Here is an 18,651-nt window from a genome sequence, read left to right on the forward strand (position 1 = left end):
TGATTGATTTATTCTATTTTACTAATTATCGATTGATATGTCAGTAGTTATCTTTATTGTAGTATATTCTGTTGAGTTTTAATTCTATCTAAGTAATCAAATTTAGATCATCATCCATTATATAAAGATCATCTAATTTATATAATAAACTACTAATTAAAAGTTTACCTGAAACTTAATTATGATTTACTATTGCCTAACAAAATATAACAAACTGCTTCGCTAAAATTTCTAATTTGAACTTATTTATTCATCCATTTAAAAAAAGAATCAAACTATTTTTGGTAAAAATTACATACATTAACTATATATAATTTTAAAATTTGAATAAAGAAAAATTAAAAACAACATTCAGTAAACGTTTTACTGAATGTTGTTTTATTTATGACTATGTTATTAAAATAAAAAATTTTAATTTTAAATTTGGCCAAATCGTAGAAAAGATAGATTAATCTAAAGTAGATATATTTTTTATAGCTATCTCTTTTTTACCCAAAAAATATCCTAATAAAAATAAACCTTCCAACAAAATAAAACATAAAATAAAGCAATGTAGAAAAAATTCAGCTGGTAAAATATTAATAACAGGATCAGTGACTGGATTGAACATCCAGTCATTATTATTAAATAAAAATTGATGAAAAAATATAAAAAACTGTTCAAAATTGAACATTACAACAACTATCAAAATAATTGGTCCCAATAAAAGTAACCTGAAAGGTTGCATAAGTCGCCAAAAACGTTTTTTATGCCAAAAATAATATAAATATAAACTACTTGGAAGCCAAGTTATTCCTAGCACACTATAACAAAATAAAAATAATCGTTTTACTTCATAAAAGTGTGAAGCGCCATTTTTTGACATAGAAAAATTTGGCAAAAAAAGCTTTTTTACAAAAGGATTGTTTAAATAGACCATTAAATGGTCAAAATTTTTTAAAATAGTTGCCCTACTCATCATAACCATTGATGGAATTTTTAGATAGGTCATATCAGCTATATACAAGGGTCGAAAATTTATAGTAATTGTGATACTTAAAGAAATAATTGTCAAAATAATACATATAATCCCTAGATTTTCTAACCACATTTGTTGTTTTAAACGCATCTATAAAGTCCATTCATCTAAAGAATCTACAATATAGGTAGGCAATGTTGGTAATGTTGGTAATGTTGGAATCTCTTCTTTCGATGTAAATCCTGATAATACTAACAGGCTATCAATCTGATTTTGAATGCCTGATTGAATATCTGTTTCATAATTATCTCCAACCATTAATACTTCTTGTTTGGGTAATTGAAGAATTTCTACAGCTCTTTCCATAATAACTTTATTCGGTTTTCCAATAAAAACGGGTTGGACATCTGTAGCCATTTCGACTAAAGCAGCAAATACACCTGCTCCAGGTAGTAAACCACGTTCAGTTGGAATATTTCTATCTGGATTCGTTCCAATAAATAGAGCACCTTGTCGTACAGCTAATACTGCCGTTGCCAATTTTTCATAAGTCACCTGTGTATCTAAACCAACAATAACATAATCTGGTTGTTTTTCTTCCCATTCAAAACCAGCTTGTAAAATCAGATCGATTAAGCCAGATTCACCAATGACATATACCTTTTTTCCACGATTATCTCTTTTCATATAATCAACGGTCGCTAAACTAGCCGTATAAATCGTTGAGGCTGGTACATGAATATCAAATTCTTGCTCTAAACGAGTAGAAACAGCTTCTGGAGTTTTTGTTGTATTATTTGTGATAAAAAGAAAGGGTAATCCTTTTTCTTGTAATCGTTCAACAAATCTCTTGCCAGCTGGTATTGGTTGTTTACCTAGATAAATAGTTCCATCCAGATCAATTAAGTATCCTTGATAGTTTTTTGACACTTTCATTACTCCTCACGTTGACGAATCGTAAACGTTCGTGCTTCTTTTTCATCAGACTTTTGTTTATTCATTGTTTTTTTACTTGCTTCTTTTTGTTCATTTCTTGCTTTTAGTACCGGTTTTCTATTTTTAGTTAAATTTTCTTGTTTTTCACTATATACTTTTTTAGGTCTTCGTTTTCTTTTTTTACGTGTTGGCTGTTTTTCTTTTCTCTCACCCACCTGCTCAAGAACAAAGTAAGCACAACCAAAATTGCAATATTCATATAAATAATCTTCTAAAGCATTGATGCGTTGATCTGGATTTGATCTATTATTGGTTGACTTAAAGAAGCCACGTAATCGTAATTGTTCATGCCCCCAATCGCCAACAATAAAATCATAGCGAGAAAGAATGGCACTATATCTTTCACCAAATTTTTCAATGTCAAATGCTTCTTTATATTCTTTCACTAATTGGTATTGATCTTCACCAACAAAGATTGTTTCACCATTTGAATAAACACTAGGTTCTTTTCTTTTTTCAATTGATTTTTCGGTTATTGTTTTAACCGTTGTTGTCTTTTCTATGATGGTTGTTTTTTTCTCCTGTTTAGTAGCTATTTCTTTTTCAGACGACATATATTCACCACCTACTTACCTTATTATATCTTGTTTTGATTCAATTGGATAGTACTACCTTAAAAAGTCTATAAGTATATTTTCAATAAATCTTGCAAGAAATTTTTATCTATTCAGCCAATTTTAGCATTGAAAAAAATAAAAAACATTATAAATAATTAATTGTTACAAAGATATTTTTGGATTTCAACTAAATGGGTTGTTTTAATGCCATCTCGTGTTTCTTTTTTGTCATAAGATAAGCTATAATAAAGCTTATCAAAAATTTTTCGTATAGTCCCATTTTACTGACTAAAAATTTTGTAAATAATTTCATTTTACCAACTAAATCAAGTAAGGAATATCTATTAATGTTATAGTATTCCACTACACCAAGAGAAATGATTAACTGTAGTGATCCTCATTATAATATTAGCTGATAAATCAGTTAATAATAAAGCATTATTTAATATTCTGGCTTGTACTTTTTAGCTATTGTTATTTTAAAGAATAAATCAACCCATAGATCTTTTATGATAGGTAAACTTGATGAAACCTAGCTATTCCCATCTTTTTAATCATTTATTCTATCAAAAAAATTTTATAAGATTAGATCACCATTCTATCTATTAATAATTTATAGTTTATGAATTAGAATAATTTTTTATAGATGCTTTAATTTTTTTTGTTTTGTCACTTGATATGGCGACAAATTTTGCGTTATCCTTAAGTTAGGAATATAAATTATCTATGTGCAAAAATATTATCTTTTCTATTTTTATTTCCTTACTTATTATAATAAAAGTAAGAATTATAATAAAGAAAATTTATCCAAGGAGAAAATCATGAAAATATTTACACCAATTGGTCCTATCTGGTTAAATGCAAATAATGAGGGATTAACCCAACTTTCATTTAATCCAATTTTACATACAATTGATAACCGATTTACCAGACAAGCTGCCGATGAACTCACCGAGTATTTTCTAGGTAAACGGAAACTTTTTACTGTTTCCCTCTCTATAACAATAGGTACCCCCTTTCAACAATTGATTTGGCAAACATTAAAAGAAATTCCCTATCACAAAACTATGACTTATTCAGAAATTGCTGAAAAGATAGGAAACCCAAAAGCCATTCGAGCAATTGGACAAGCAAATAGTAAGAACCCCCTGCCTATTATTATTCCCTGTCATCGAGTAATCGGGAAGAATGGAAAATTAACTGGTTATCTAGGTACTGCTGACAAAGATGGATTGCAACTAAAACAACAATTATTGAAAATTGAAGGAATATCAGTACCTGATTATTAATACTTTTCTTTACAAAACAAATAATGAGAATAAAATCGAATAAGGGAAATAGTAGTATTTTCCTAATTTTTGAATTTTATTCTCATTATTTTATTTTTTTCTAAATATATGGACTAGTTTATCAAAATAAGCAAATTTGATCGCTTTTTTGGTAATTTACTGAAACTTTCTTACTTTCCTATTGATTTGATCGAGTCAATTAATGAATAAATGTCTAAATTATCATCTCTCATTTTCCCAATGATATACCCAATTGCAGCAAATAGAATGAGAATAAATGATTTCCAAAAACCAATGGACAGCAAAACTAACGATAGCAAAAAGAACAAAAGCGACCACATCATTCGAAAACGATAAGGCTGTACATCTTTTTTTATTTTTCACCACGTTCTTCAATTTTTTTCTTTCTTTTTTCATCCATCTTTTTACCTCCTAAATAACTCTTGATTCCTTTTTATTCATGGCTGGTTGCATTTCTTTTTCTTTCAAGTGAACATTTACGCGAATAGCAGTAGTTTCTAGTGCATTTAGTAATGTTTGCTCAATTTTTTGTCGAATTTCTTCCACCATATCTGTATAATTTTCTTTATTGTGAACGAATAAATATACATAAACATCTAAACTCTTTTTCCCTTTAATTTTTACACGTAACTTGGTCTTTTCTGGTCCAATAATTGAACTGTAAGATTCCCGGATAATTTTTTCAATTGTTTTTTTGGGAATTTCAATTGTACCTGTTTTTCTTTTAAAAACTAATTGACTTTTTTGCCTTGGTAAGGCAATTAATGTTAATAATAAAATAAATAAAAATGCTCCCAAAAATAAAAGAATTCCCTTAAAAATGATAGATATAAAAGAATATCGTATTGCCCAATCATTTACCGTCTCGCTTAACCAAGGTATCTTAATCAATTGACTTAATAACCCGATTGTTACACATAGTGCGACGAATAAGATCAAGGATATTACAGTCTTTATTACTTTCCTCATAAGCATCCTCCTTATTTTAATCCTAAATAAATTGTAACTGTAGAAAAAAAATATTACAAAAGATATGAATGACTATTTCAAAAGATACAACCAATGATCCAATTATTAATTAATAAGTCATTATAGTAAGATTATCTTTCAACCTTTTAATTGGTTTAATTTATAACATAAAAATTGATTAAGTCATTTAATATTATAGATATATTGGTTATGCAATATTCATTTATATATAATTATTTAAAAACTACTTTTATTGAGAATGATCAATCCTTTTAATAAAAACTATACAGATAGCATTATTGTTTATCTAAATAATTCTTTTTAGAAAAATCGGTTTTTTCATACGGAGCAATTTCACCATAATAATTGTTATAACGTTGTTTAAATTTTTTAAATAAATAAGTAATACAAATTTTAATGAGGACATACATGGGAATTCCAAACAATAATCCGAATATACCCAACAAATCACCCATAACCAATAGAATGACTATAATTGTTAGCGGATGAACAACTAGGTTCTTCCCCATGACCTGGGGAGAAATAAAGTGACCATTTAAAGATTGAACAATCATCCAAACAACGCATAGTCTAATAAATAGATTCAAAGAACTTATAATGGCAATAATGGCAGAAGGGATAAAAGCAACAATTGGTCCTACATAAGGTATAATTGCCAAAAAACCAGTGATCATTGACAATGTTCCTGTATAAGGCATTTGTATTAATAAAAAACCTAGGAAGGTTAAAAAACCAACAGTAATAGAAACAATAACCTGTCCTTTTAAATAAGCACCGACCTGATTATTAATGGTTTTTCCAATCTCTCTACTATCTTCCCTAAAACGGGGTGGAATAATAGCTAATAATGATTCGAAAAATTTGTGATCATCTTTTAATAAAAAAAAGGCAATAAACGGTGCTGTAATCATCGTTAAAGCCACTGTTGTTAAGGTAGAAAAAACAACCGAAACACCGGCAAGAGCTTGTGTATAATAACTACCTAAACGATCAAAAAATGCATTGGTAAATGTTTGAATTCTTGTTGAAGCAAGTCTGATTGGTTCTTCAACCGGTGAATTTTTAAAAAATTGGATAGTTGAATGTGTAAAATTATCTACATATTTAGGAAAATGGGAAGATAAACTTTTTACTTGTTCTTCTAAGATAGGTACCAGTGCAATAATTCCTAAGCTGATTAGACCAATACTAATAATAAAAATCCCTGAAACGCTATATGTTCGCTTGATACCATGATGCTCTAGATAATTTACTAATGGATTAAATAAATAATACAATATAAGTGCAAAAATAACCGGATTAATCATTATCTTAAAAATAATTTGTAAGGGGTGAAAAATAAAAGAAATTTGCTGAAAAATAGAAATTGTACTACCGATTAATAAGAATACAACCAATGTAAAGATTAATCCCTTACCACCTAGGAATTGAATCCATTTTGTTTCTTTTTTCATTTATCCATCTCCTCTCTTTTATTTTAACGGAGAGAAATAAAGTTGTAAAAAATATACACTTTTAATCATTTTTTAAAAAATTATCTTGTTTTTCAAAGAACATGCGATCAGTTTTTATTCCTATAAAACAAAAAAAGAGACAATTAAGTTAGAAATTGATTAAACTCTCGTTTCTAACTCGGTTGTCTTATTTTTTATTTTGGTTAAACGTTTTTTGTATACCTTTTTTGATTAATTTCCATAATTACCGGTAAAATTACTGGTCGACGTTTGGTTTGTTCAAATAAATAATGACTAAGGTTTTCACGAATATCTTGTTTTAATTTACTCCATTCAAAATCATCATTAGCCAAATGTTTTTCAACAATTTCAGTAATCATATTACTACTTTCTTTCATTAAATCCTTACTCGCCTTTACATAAACAAATCCTCTAGAGGTAATCTTTGCTGGTGAAACAATTCGCTTCTCTTTTCGGTTGATAGTAATAACAGCAACAAAGATACCATCTTCTGAAAGAATTCGACGATCTCTTAAAACAATATTTCCTATATCACCAACACCAAGACCATCAATCATAATATTCTCAGCAGGTACACTTCCTGCCACGTTCATCTGATTATTCTTATATTCTAAAACATCCCCACGGCCAGTAATAAAAATATTTTTATACGGAATAGCCAATTCATACGCCAAATCAGCATGTGCCGCCAGCTGACGATACTCTCCTTGAATTGGAATAAAATATTTAGGTTTCATAAAATTCAACATTAATTGTAATCCATCTGGATTAGCATGGCCGGAAACACATAGATCACTAGAAATTAATTTAACAATGCCACCTGCCCGATAGACGATATTCTCAGTTTTTGCTACTGTCGTTTCCATGGCTGTTGATGGAGTCGTTGTAATATAGACAAGATCACCTTCTTGAATATGAATGTCTTCTTGTGGATTGTCTGCCATTTTTTGTAGGGCTTCAAGCGGTTCACCCATCCGTCCCGTTTCTAAAATCAATAATTGCTCAGGTTGATATTTTTCCATTTCTTTAATAGAAATAATTAAATCTTCACTTGGTAGTTGTAATTTTTCTGCCTGAATGGCTAGATGAATCACTTTTGTAAAGTCTTGTCCTCTAAGAACAATTTTGCGCTTTGATTGATGAGCAGCATTTAGTATTTGCTGTACACGCTGAAGGTTATTAGCTACACAGGCAACAATAATTCGTCCATCCCAATAACGAATCGTATCAAAGACTTCATCTGCAATCTGACGTTCTGAAGCAATTTGCTCTGGATTTTCAGCATTTGAAGAATCACTCAATAAAGCTAAGACATTTTCCTTACCAATTTCAGCCAAACGTCCAAAATCTGTCTGATACATTGGAATAGCACTGGGATCAAATTTGAAATCACCTGTATAAACAATCGATCCTTCAGATGTTTTTAAACTTATTCCAACAGAATCAGGAATTGTATGGGTCGTTCGAAAGAAACTAACCGTCGTATTTGCAAAATCAATTTCGGTATGTTCATCAATAATATGAAAATCATCAAAATTTTCTCTTCCTGAATGACCATGTATGTTTAATTTTGCTAATTCAATCGTTAACTTTGTGCCAAATACCGGTATTTTTAATTTAGACAATAAATAAGGCAATGCACCAATGGCATCAGCATGTCCATGTGTTAAAAATACACCAGCAATTCTATCACGATTTTCTTCTAGATAAGTAAAATCAGGAATAACAATATCAATACCTAAAAGATCGTTTTCAGGGTATTTTAACCCACAATCTAAAACAAAAATTTCCTCTCCTACTTCTGTAATATACATATTTTTTCCATTTTCGCGTACGCCACCTAATGGAATAATTTTAATTGTATCCACCAAATTCCACCTCTTTATATGTTTTTTATAGTAAGCCTTACTAATGTTCTAACTTTTTTATTCATTAAATTTATCTAATAAATGATCAACTTTTTATTAATGATCAATTTATCTATCTATAAGTCATTAAACGAACGATTAAGAAACAGATACAATCATAATGATTTCCTCTCCGTCTTATATGATCGATTTAAAGTCATTTATTTATTCAAAGAAATATTATGATAGATAGTCTTCTATCTATTTAATGGTTATACAATAGAGTAATCATACTAAAAAATAAATCAAAACAACTCACAATAAAATGAATGATACGTCCACAGATCATTTTACTCTCAGTTGACTAGTGAATTATTCCATCAATGAAATTCTCTATTTCACAGGAAATATTAATCATTATGCTCGGCCATCACTTTTTTGTCACATAAGTTATTCTAAATCTATGTTTTAAAAAAGGATCTATCAATTCTTCTACTGTAAAAGTTTTACACTTAAATGTCAACTTTTATATAAATATCATGAAAAATAATCACAAATTCAAGTTATTTTTCAGAAAAAATCAGTTAATTTGTCACTTGAATTGGATGTTTGCTTATCTTTTTATTTTTTCATGCTACATACAGACTTTATTCTATCATATTTCTTCTCTTTATTCATAGAAGATAAAATCATTTAAATGATTAACATCATAAAAATAAGATATTGACATTTAAATTACTTTTCCCTATAGTTAATTCGTATGAGTATTGATTAAGGGAGCGAAGAAAATGGCAAAAGTAGAGAGTTTTGAATTAGACCACACAAAAGTTCAAGCACCTTATGTTCGTCTAGCAGGAACAGAACAAAATAATGATATTTGGATGGAAAAGTATGACCTACGCTTCTTACAACCAAATCAAGATGCTATGTCTACAGCAGCTATGCATACGATAGAACATTTATTAGCTGTTAATCTACGTGATGAATTAAATGATATCATCGATCTATCGCCAATGGGATGCCGAACAGGTTTTTATTTAATTTTATGGAACCAACATTCAGCTAGAGAAGTGCGTGATGCATTAGTCAAAACATTAAACAAGATATTAGAAATGGAAACTGTTCCTGCAACTACTGCAAAAGAATGTGGAAATTATAAAGATCATTCATTATTTGGTGCAAAAGAATATGTAAAAATGGTTTTAGCAGATGGTTTTAGCTTAGATCCATTTGAAAGAGTTCTTTAATCTTTTATTCTATAAAAATTAAATTAGGCTGCTTTCTAAAAGATTCCTTTTAAGAAAGTAGTCTTTTTTGATCTATAAAAATTCCTTTGTTTCTTTTGGTTACTTATATTGGTCTGTTTAATTTAGACGCGTTATACTTTTTATATAAAAGTATCAAGGGAGGCGCCTTTATGGAAAAAATGATTAATGCAAGTATTGCTATGGTAAAAGTGCTAGAAAGTTGGGGAATTGATCATTTATATGGGATACCAGGTGGATCTATTAATTCAACCATGGATGCATTATATAAAGAACAAACAGCTATTAAGTATATTCAAGTCAGACATGAAGAAGTCGGTGCACTGGCTGCTGCTACTGACGCCAAATTAACTGGTAAAATTGGTGTTACCTTCGGCTCAGCAGGACCTGGGGCTACCCATTTATCAAATGGACTCTATGATGCAAAAATGGATAATATTCCAGTTCTTGCTATATTAGGCCAGGTTCTTTCGGCACAAATGAATTACAATTATTTTCAAGAAATGAATGAAAATCCTGTTTTTGCTGATGTTAGTATTTATAATCGAACTGTTATGACACCAGAGAGTCTACCTCATGTTATAGATGAGGCAATTAAAGCAGCCTATAAATATAAGGGAGTAGCAGTGGTTACAATTCCTAATGACTTTGGTACAAAAGAAATCCCTAATTTACTGTTTTCATCTGCTATTAATCATCAGACAAATGTGCTTCAGCCAAAAAAAGCAGACATTGAAAAAGCAATAACGCTTCTTCAAAATGCCAAAAAACCAGTATTATATATTGGACAAGGTACTAGAGGTGGTTGGGAAACTCTTAAACATTTTTCAGAGCATTTTTCTATACCTATCGTTTCTTCTGTTTTAGCAAAGGGGATTGTCCCAGACAATTATGAAAACTTTTTGGGTTTTGCTGGCCGTGTGGCAACAAAGCCTGCAAATGAGGTTGTTGCAGCTGCCGATTTAATTATTTTTGCTGGAAGTGATTTCCCTTTTGCTGCTAATTTTTTTAACCCAAATGCTAAATTTATTCAAATAGATATCGATGCTGCTAAATTTGGACGTCGACATAAAACAGATGTTGCCATTTTGGGAGATGCAATAACTGCTTTAGATGAATGGATTCATCTTGGAGAAAAACGTTCTGTTGATAAATGGTTAAAAGCCAATCAACAAAATAAACAAAATTGGGTAAATTGGTTAAGAAATTTTGAAAACAACAAAAATGAACCGTTACGTGTAGAAACGGTGTTTAAAGAAATTAACAAAATTGCAAAATCAGATGCCATATTTGCAATTGATGTAGGAAATATAACAATTGATGCGATTCGGTTATTAGAGATGAATGGTCAACAACGCTTTACTACATCAGGTTGGTTTGCCACAATGGGATGTGGAATCCCAAGTGGAATAGCCGCACAGTTAAGTTATCCAACGAATCAGGTATTTACATTATCTGGTGATGGTGGTTTTTCTATGGTGATGCAAGATATCATTACACAAGTAAAATACAATCTGCCGATTATCAATATTGTTCTTTCAAATAGATCTTTTGGTTTTATTGAAGGTGAACAAGAAGATAGCAAACAGCAAAAATTTGGTATTCTTTTACAAGATGCCGATTATGGAAAAGCTGGTGAAGCATTAGGCGCTAAAGGGTTTACTATTACAGAACATTCGCAATTAACCTATGCTTTTGAAGCGATTAAAAACACCAAACGGCCAGTTGTCTTGGACATCAAAATTGATAATCAACGCCCCTTACCAGTAGAAGAATTAGTTTTAGATCCTAAAAAGTATTCTGAAAAAGACATTCAAGTATTTAAAGAAAAATACGATGTACATGATATGCCTATACTAACTGAATTATTATAATCTAAATGAAAAGATGGCTATGAATAACTTTATTTCATAGCCATCTTTTCATTTTAAAAAAACCATTTAGCCATCGGTATCCAATACGTCAATGATTGCTAAATGGGTTTTTTCTTCCCTTATACTATTTTTACTCTGCTTTTTCTGAAATGTTTTGCTATTTATGACAAACAAGTAAACTTAAAAATAAGAGTAACCGATCTATTTAAGCTTATCAGTCAGTAGACCTTATTATTTTATTTGTGGAATTTGTTTGTTATATCCTTGAAGCCTGCTTTTACTTTATCCCATAATTTGTCTGCATCATTTTTCACATCTTTTTCTACATCTTTTGCTTTATCTTTTGTTTTTCCATAAGCCGATTGTGTTTTATCTTCTGCTTCTTTCCCTTTATCATTTGTTGCTTTTTCCAATTGTTTCTTTTGATTTTCCTTCTGCTTTATCTTTTGCATTATTCATTCTATCTTGCGGATCAGCCATATAAATTCCCTCCTCAATAATAATTAATTTAATAGATTATTCTACATAATAAGAATAGCATTTATTGAAAAACGTTCCAAATATTTTGCTTTATTTCTTTTCCAACCATTTTTTAGCAGCCAACAATTCTTCTTCTGCTATTTTGTTGGCTTTTTTCGATTGTTCTATAACAACAGTTGCTTTTCTGTTTCTGAATTGCTGAACCAATGATTGATCTTCATCAGGATGATTTTTTGAAAACCAAATGTGTGTTCCTTCTAATAAAAAGGTTTCTTGACTTTCAGAGACAGGCATTGGTTCAAATAAAATGGCTTGATGTAGAGTTGTTTTCTTTTCTAGCAAGAGATGGGCTGCTACGGTTGCCCCATAAGAGCGTCCAAGAAGAAACCAATTTTTCATAGGAATTTCTTCTTTCTCACTTAACATTCTAATTTGGCTTAATAGTTCATGACCCTCTTCCTCAAATTCAGCAGCATCAAATTGTTTTAACTGATTCTGACCGAAAGCTCTATTTTTTCCATCTTCACGAAAAGTATCTTTAAACGTCAATAATGTACTATCAGGATCTATGAACCGAGCAATTTCCATTAGCGAACGATCATTCCCATCCATTTCATATAATAAAATAAATTTATGTCCACTTTCTTTACCTGCTTTAAATTGATAGTTCATTTTTTCACCATCCTTTGACAATTACTCTCTTTTTAGAAGCGTAGCACCCTTTCAAAAAAAGGGCAATCTTTTTGCTCTTAGAAATCATTAAAAGAGTGAAGAAGAAAACAATCTTTGTTTCCGTCTTCACTCTAACATTAATAAATTGTTATTGTTATATTTAACTAATTTTAATAATAGTGATTATTTTTGTCCATAGTAAGCATCTTTTCCATGTTTTCTTAAATAATGTTTATCTAAAATGCGTTGGGGTAATTCTTCTGCAAATGAGTTTAATGACCTTGTAAACAAATTCATTTTACAAACTTCATTCAATACCACAGCATTCATTACCGCACTTTTCGCATCTTTTCCCCAAGTAAATGGTCCGTGACCATGTAATAAAACACCAGGAACTGCTAAAGGATCAAGTTTTCTTTCATTAAATGTTTGGATGATTATGTCACCCGTAGATTCTTCATAACCTCGATCAATTTCTTCCTGGGTCAGATAACGTGTACAAGGAACAGAGCCATAAAAGGTATCCGCATGCGTTGTTCCCATTGCTGGAACATCCAATCCAGCTTGTGCCCAAATTGTTGCCCAGGTTGAATGTGTGTGAACAATGCCACCGATTTCTGCGAAATGTTTATACAATACTGCATGTGTTGGTGTATCAGAAGAGGGATTTAACTTTCCTTCTACAACCTTTCTATCTAGATCACAAACAACCATATCATCTGCTTTCATCGCTTCATAGCTAACACCACTAGGCTTAATCACAAATAATTTTTCTTTTCGATCAATAGCACTCACATTTCCCCAAGTATATTTGATTAATCCATGTCTGGGTAATTCTAGATTGGCTTCAAACACTTCTTGTTTTAACGCTTCTAACATTATGTCTCCTCCTATTTTAAGTAATCAATAGCTGCCTGTTCAATTGGTAATCCGTTTTTATATCGTTCAATAAATTTTTCAAAACCATTGACATCTTCACTATCTGGCATTACTTGACTACTTTTATTTTTTTGAAAAATTTTATGATCAAGGAAATCTGCCAATGATTCATTAGGTTGTTTTTCCTGTAAATAGGCTGCTAATAAGGCAATGCCCCAAGCTCCACCCTCACCAGCTGTTTCCATTGTTTCAATTGGAGCCTGCATGGCTGCTGCAACAATTTTCTGACCAACATCTTTGGTTTTAAATAAGCCGCCATGTCCCATCAGTTTATCCACTTGAACTTGTTCGTCATTTCGAAGAATGTCCATACCAATTTTTAATGCACCCACAGCAGAAAATAATTGAAGACGCATAAAATTCGCTAAATTAAAATTACTTTCAGGTGTACGTATGAATAGTGGACGTCCTTCTTTTATATTTGTGATATTTTCTCCAGAGAAATAGCCATAAGCAAGCATATTTCCACAATCTTTTTCTCCCTTTAATGCTTGTTCAAATAATAATTGAAAAAGTTGATTGGTTGATAAAGAAATTCCGGCTAAATTTGCAAATTCGCCGAATAACTTTATCCAAGCATTAATATCAGAGGAACAATTATTTGCATGGACCATAGCGACTGGTTCACCAGCTGGTGTAGTTACTAAATCGATTTCTGGATGAACCGCTTTTAAATTTCTTTCAAGAACAATCATTGCAAAAATAGAAGTCCCGGCTGAAACATTTCCTGTACGGACAGCAACACTTTTGGTTACTGTCATGCCCGTTCCGGCATCACCCTCAGGTGGGCATAAAGGAATTCCAGCTTGGAGATTTCCCGATGGATCTAATAAATGAGCGCCTTTTTCAGTTAAATGACCGGCTGTAGTTCCAGCAGTCAATACTTTTGGAAAAATATCTTCTAATTTCAATGAGAATCCATGTTTTTCAATAAGTTGATTAAATTGTTTTGTTTTTTCTTGATCATAATTTTTAGTTACTTCATCAATTGGAAACATACCAGGAACATCGCCAATACCTAAAACCATTTCGCCCGTTAACTGCCAATGAATATACCCAGCCAAAGTTGTTATGTAATCAATTGTTGACACATGTGCTTCTTTATCTAGAATTACTTGGTATAAATGTGCAATACTCCAACGTTCTGGAATATTAAAATTAAACAGATTTGTTAATATTTTTGCAGCCTCTTCTGTATTACTATTTCTCCATGTTCGAAAAGACGTCAATAGCTGCTCGTCTTTATCAAATGCCATATAGCCATGCATCATAGCGCTAAACCCTATACAACCAATTTTTTCAATCGATAAACCAAGCAATCGTTTCACTTCTGCTGCCATCCCTGCATAGCTTGCCTGTATACCTTTCCAAATTTCGTCAATTGAATAGGTCCAATAACCATTTTCTAGTTGATTTTCCCATTCAAAGCTACCTGTAGCAATAGGTTCATGCTGACTATCAATTAAAACAGCTTTTATCCTAGTTGATCCTAATTCAATGCCTAAAGAAGTTTTTCCATTTTTGATATCTATAACAGCTTGATCTTTTTCCACTTCGATTTTTCCTCCCTTGCTACTTTCCTAACAGATCACATTAAAACGCTTTCCAAGAAAATTATAAAATATATGTTCGTACATTTCAACGAACATATATAAAATATACGTACAAAATAGCTGGAAATATATTATTTTAATAGCCAATTTGCTTATCTGGTAATTCAAAAGGTAATAAACCAATAGTTCCTAAATAATTGAATTGATGTTAGATTATAGTTGATTAACAAATAATTTATTTTTTTAAAAGTTGCTCTATAGCAGTTTAGGTAAATAATCGATTATATCTCAATTTGAAGATAAGGTCATTGTTGAATCCCTTTTAATTAACTTTGGTGTATACAAAATCTGTTGAGGAAGCTCTTTTTTTTCTTGTGTTGCTTCAATAATCCATCTTGCAGCATCATGTCCCATTTTTTCTTTTGGATGGGTAATTGTTGTTAAAGAAATTTCTGAAGCCTTACTCAAAAATGAATCATCTTGGCCAATAATAGATAGCTGGTCAGGAATTTTTAGGTTTAACTCTTTTGCTAAAGTTACCATTTCAAGTGCAATTTCATCATTATAACATGCAAGTGCAGTAATTGCCTGTTTTGGATCTAACAAGCTATTTTTAACCATCTGAAGCATTTGCATTTTACTTTCTGTAGTATAAGTAAAACTTTTTTCTGATTCAAATAATTTATGGTGTGATTCAAAGGCCCGAATATATCCCCGCATTCGATTTTTTCCTTGTAAATCATCAATCTTAGTAATTAATCCAATAGATGTATGTCCCTCACTTAATAAATAGTCAACTGCTAAATAACCAGCCTGTACATCATCCAAACAAATTGCTGGAACATCCAGTTCTTCATAGTAGGCATTAAGCATAACAAAAGGCGTACGTCTTTCTTTTAATGCTAAATAGTAAGAAAGGTTTGGATTATATTGATTACTTTTCGTTGGTTCAATAATCAATCCATCCACCTGTCTAGCGAGCATTTGTTCTAAACTCTTACGTTCTTGCGTCACATCGTTATTCGTACTTGCTAAAAGCAATGAATAATTATTGCGACTTAATTCTTTTTCTATGCCACGAATAATCGATGGAAAAATATAATCAGACAAATAAGTTGTAATAACGCCAATTGTCTTTTTATTTACAGGTTTTAATTGTTTCAGATACACATCACTGACATAGGTTCCTGAACCTCTTTCTTTTCTTAAATATCCTTCATTCACGAGTAAAGCCATAGCTTGTCTAACCGTGTGACGACTAACTTGATATTTTTTTTGTAATTGCAACTCAGATGGGATAGACGTATTCACTTGTAATGATTTAGAAAGGATTGCCGAACGAATATCATCTGCAATTATTTGATATTTTGTTTTTTTCATTTAAATACTCCTGTCTATGATCACTATTATAAAAGCTATCCTAAAAAAATACAAGGTAAGGCCATCTGCCAAATCCTAACTTTGTAAATAGAAAAAAATCTTTAGTACAATTCTTAGGTAAATTTTCTTTCTTTTATCATTAAAAAAATAATTTAAATGTAAGAAGATAACCTTGCATCCAAATTATTTTTTAATAATAAATAAAATATCTTTTTAAAAATTTTTTATAATAATTATTCTAATTGGCTATTTTACTTCCCCAAATTGTTTCATTATTATTACCGATTGCAGAAAATGTCACAACTTTTTTTGGTGCATGTTCTTGATTATCTTGCTGGAGAATGGCATTGCCTTTATAGGTAACTCCATTGATATACAAAGTAATATTGCCATTTTTCTTTAATTGCCAACTTCCTGATACACTTCCCATGATTTTTCCATCTCGAGATAAATAAATATTTTGTGTAGGTGTAATGGCATTAGTTGTGTTCGTTCCATGATTAATAAATTGATAGTGTCCAACTATTTCTTTAGTCTTCCCTACCTTATTTTCTTTATCCGCAAATTCATAAGGTGTTACAACAGGCCATAAATCTTCATTCATATACATTGAATGTACACGTAATTCATGGTATTCGCCACTATTGCTAAATCGAGTATGATAAACTGCATACCATTGCTTATCTTTAGTAATAATAGCCGAGTTGTGCCCTTGAGCTTTAGAGGCTTTTGTCATTTGATTAAATTGATAATTTCCCATTAGTTTAATTCCCCAATTATCATTATTGGAAGATGAATTAAAAATTGGAATATTACCTTTAGCATCTCTGTACGGACCTTGTGGAGAGGTTGAGCGGAACAATCGCATATTATAACCACCATCTGCTAAAAGTCCCCCCATAAGTTTCAAATAAATAATAGTAATTGGTAGATGGATCATAAACAATATAAGGAGATTCGCCAGATTTATGGTATCCCCCTGTTAATTTAGTACCAAAATATCGATCTACAATTTGACCATTTCCTTTATCGCCATCTACTTTAGGATAAATGGGATTTCCTGTTGTTGGATTTAATTCTAAAATAAAAATTCCACCTGACCAAGAACCATAAGTCATCCAAAATTTTCCGTCTTTATCAAAAAATACCACTGGATCAATCGCATTTGGCGCATAGTCTGTATTATATGTGTGCCCATTATTAATGCTCCATTTTGGATTGAAGCCTGTTACCTGTCCATTAGAAATTAATTTTTTCAGATTTGTATTTTGATAATTGGTATTACGATCACTGCCATCTGTTGAATCTTTTTCAGTAAATCCTGAATAAACAATGGTATTGGCATAAGTATATGGTCCCTCGACATTTTTTGAAACAGCAAAACCTATACAGGAACGACGCCAAGTAGAAGAAGCAGAATAAAAATACATATAAGCGCCTTTATCGCCATTTTTCCATTGATAATTCGCATTCCAGATAACATCTGGTGCCCAAATGGCATAACCACCCCTACTATCCGCATCATTGTATCCTGCCCATGCAAAAGATTCCTTTAAATTTTCTTTCAAATTACCTAATACTAAGTTATTTTCCGGATTTTCATATTCAGAATTAAAAGGTACCTGCCAATTCTTCAGATCGGTAGATTTTGCTTCAGTAATATGACTTCCAAAAATATAAAATGTTTCTTTTCCATTTTCCATAACAGAAATAGTAGAAGGGTCATGAATAGACACACGTTGTTTTGTCGTTGTTACCCATCTATTTGTATCTGTATGTTGTTTCTTTTTGTCTGCTGCCTGTACTTCAAATGTTCTGACAACACTAAAAGTTATTAATAATAAAAAAGCAAGTAGAATATTCATTTTTTTCTTATTCATAAAATTTACTCCTTATTTTTATTTTTCCAATTATTTATCTTTTAGTTCTCCCAAACAAAAATTTGAAAAATGAATGAAGCTTTTTGTGAATATTTTTATTTTATAAAAATCGGTTTCCTTACTTTGTGACTTCACCTCCCATAAAAAATAATATAAATAAGTCAATATTCATTATGATATTAATTATTTATATATATTAATGTTAATTTAAAATGTAAATATCGTCAAAATATAGTTATTAATCTAGCTGGCAAAAAATAAATTTAGCTAGGTGATAATGCCACATATTCTAAAATGTTATTTTTATCTACTAGCTAAAAAGTATGTATCAAACTCATTTCATTTATTAACATTATATAAGGATCATACTATTAAGAAGTTTTTCCTATTAAAATTAAAAAGATAAGAAAAAATTCAATTGAGAAATTTTCTTATCTTTTAATGAAACAACCTAATAAATCTATAAATAATTTTT

At 30.6% G+C, this 18,651-nt stretch carries 17 protein-coding genes; 3 read left to right on the forward strand and 14 right to left on the reverse strand.

Annotated features, from left to right (window positions below; all coding sequences use genetic code 11):
• Positions 1–448: 448 nt before the first annotated feature.
• The 3 genes from MPTP_RS05315 to MPTP_RS05325 are packed head-to-tail and all read right to left on the reverse strand — an operon-like array spanning position 449 to position 2,508.
• Positions 449–1,108 (reverse strand): TIGR01906 family membrane protein, encoded by a 660-nt coding sequence (locus tag MPTP_RS05315; protein ID WP_013774072.1) that lies wholly within the window; start codon positions 1,106–1,108, stop codon positions 449–451.
• On the reverse strand, positions 1,109–1,888 hold the full coding sequence (locus MPTP_RS05320; protein WP_013774073.1) for a TIGR01457 family HAD-type hydrolase: 780 nt from the start codon (positions 1,886–1,888) through the stop codon (positions 1,109–1,111).
• A gap of 5 nt (positions 1,889–1,893) precedes the next feature.
• A complete protein-coding gene (locus MPTP_RS05325; RefSeq protein WP_013774074.1) occupies positions 1,894–2,508 on the reverse strand; it encodes a YutD family protein in 615 nt (204 codons plus the stop codon).
• A gap of 824 nt (positions 2,509–3,332) precedes the next feature.
• On the opposite strand from MPTP_RS05325, the gene MPTP_RS05330 reads away from it, so the two are divergent.
• Positions 3,333–3,800 (forward strand): methylated-DNA--[protein]-cysteine S-methyltransferase, encoded by a 468-nt coding sequence (locus MPTP_RS05330; protein ID WP_013774076.1) that lies wholly within the window; start codon positions 3,333–3,335, stop codon positions 3,798–3,800.
• Positions 3,801–3,970: 170 nt separating this feature from the next.
• Here the strand turns inward: MPTP_RS05330 and MPTP_RS09435 are convergent, their stop codons facing one another.
• From MPTP_RS09435 to MPTP_RS05350, 4 genes are all read right to left on the reverse strand, one after another.
• Complete coding sequence (locus MPTP_RS09435; protein WP_080580432.1) at positions 3,971–4,144, reverse strand: DUF2273 domain-containing protein; 174 nt, start codon at positions 4,142–4,144, stop codon at positions 3,971–3,973.
• A gap of 88 nt (positions 4,145–4,232) precedes the next feature.
• Entirely contained in the window at positions 4,233–4,790 is a 558-nt protein-coding gene (amaP, locus tag MPTP_RS05340) for an alkaline shock response membrane anchor protein AmaP (protein WP_013774078.1), read from the reverse strand.
• Between the two features lie 296 nt (positions 4,791–5,086).
• Positions 5,087–6,265, reverse strand: coding sequence for an AI-2E family transporter (locus tag MPTP_RS05345; protein ID WP_013774079.1), 1,179 nt, complete (start codon positions 6,263–6,265; stop codon positions 5,087–5,089).
• A gap of 203 nt (positions 6,266–6,468) precedes the next feature.
• On the reverse strand, positions 6,469–8,154 hold the full coding sequence (locus MPTP_RS05350; RefSeq protein WP_013774080.1) for a ribonuclease J: 1,686 nt from the start codon (positions 8,152–8,154) through the stop codon (positions 6,469–6,471).
• 767 nt (positions 8,155–8,921) lie between these two features.
• Between MPTP_RS05350 and MPTP_RS05355 the strand changes: the two genes are divergently transcribed.
• A complete protein-coding gene (locus MPTP_RS05355) occupies positions 8,922–9,380 on the forward strand; it encodes an S-ribosylhomocysteine lyase (RefSeq protein WP_013774081.1) in 459 nt (152 codons plus the stop codon).
• A 170-nt stretch (positions 9,381–9,550) separates the two neighbouring features.
• Positions 9,551–11,272 carry a pyruvate oxidase gene (gene spxB / locus MPTP_RS05360; RefSeq protein WP_013774082.1) on the forward strand — a complete coding sequence of 574 codons (1,722 nt, stop codon included), beginning with the start codon at positions 9,551–9,553 and terminating at the stop codon, positions 11,270–11,272.
• Between the two features lie 236 nt (positions 11,273–11,508).
• Here the strand turns inward: spxB and MPTP_RS05365 are convergent, their stop codons facing one another.
• The 7 genes from MPTP_RS05365 to MPTP_RS09990 form a co-directional block, all read right to left on the reverse strand.
• A complete protein-coding gene (locus tag MPTP_RS05365) occupies positions 11,509–11,724 on the reverse strand; it encodes a hypothetical protein (RefSeq protein ID WP_013774083.1) in 216 nt (71 codons plus the stop codon).
• Between the two features lie 118 nt (positions 11,725–11,842).
• The gene (locus MPTP_RS05370; protein WP_231849626.1) at positions 11,843–12,424 is read right to left on the reverse strand and encodes an alpha/beta hydrolase; all 582 of its coding nucleotides are present in this window, start codon (positions 12,422–12,424) and stop codon (positions 11,843–11,845) included.
• Positions 12,425–12,607: 183 nt separating this feature from the next.
• Positions 12,608–13,303, reverse strand: coding sequence for an L-ribulose-5-phosphate 4-epimerase (locus MPTP_RS05375; RefSeq protein ID WP_013774085.1), 696 nt, complete (start codon positions 13,301–13,303; stop codon positions 12,608–12,610).
• 11 nt (positions 13,304–13,314) lie between these two features.
• Complete coding sequence (locus MPTP_RS05380) at positions 13,315–14,916, reverse strand: xylulokinase (RefSeq protein WP_013774086.1); 1,602 nt, start codon at positions 14,914–14,916, stop codon at positions 13,315–13,317.
• Positions 14,917–15,204: 288 nt separating this feature from the next.
• A complete protein-coding gene (locus MPTP_RS05385) occupies positions 15,205–16,296 on the reverse strand; it encodes a GntR family transcriptional regulator (RefSeq protein WP_013774087.1) in 1,092 nt (363 codons plus the stop codon).
• A 238-nt stretch (positions 16,297–16,534) separates the two neighbouring features.
• Positions 16,535–17,197 carry a glycoside hydrolase family 43 protein gene (locus tag MPTP_RS09985; RefSeq protein WP_231849676.1) on the reverse strand — a complete coding sequence of 221 codons (663 nt, stop codon included), beginning with the start codon at positions 17,195–17,197 and terminating at the stop codon, positions 16,535–16,537.
• Positions 17,166–18,176 (reverse strand): glycoside hydrolase family protein, encoded by a 1,011-nt coding sequence (locus MPTP_RS09990; RefSeq protein ID WP_013774089.1) that lies wholly within the window; start codon positions 18,174–18,176, stop codon positions 17,166–17,168. The genes MPTP_RS09985 and MPTP_RS09990 overlap by 32 nt, the downstream gene beginning before the upstream one ends.
• Between the last annotated feature and the right edge of the window lie 475 nt (positions 18,177–18,651).

The organism is Melissococcus plutonius ATCC 35311, assembly GCF_000270185.1.
Lineage (GTDB): Bacteria > Bacillota > Bacilli > Lactobacillales > Enterococcaceae > Melissococcus > Melissococcus plutonius.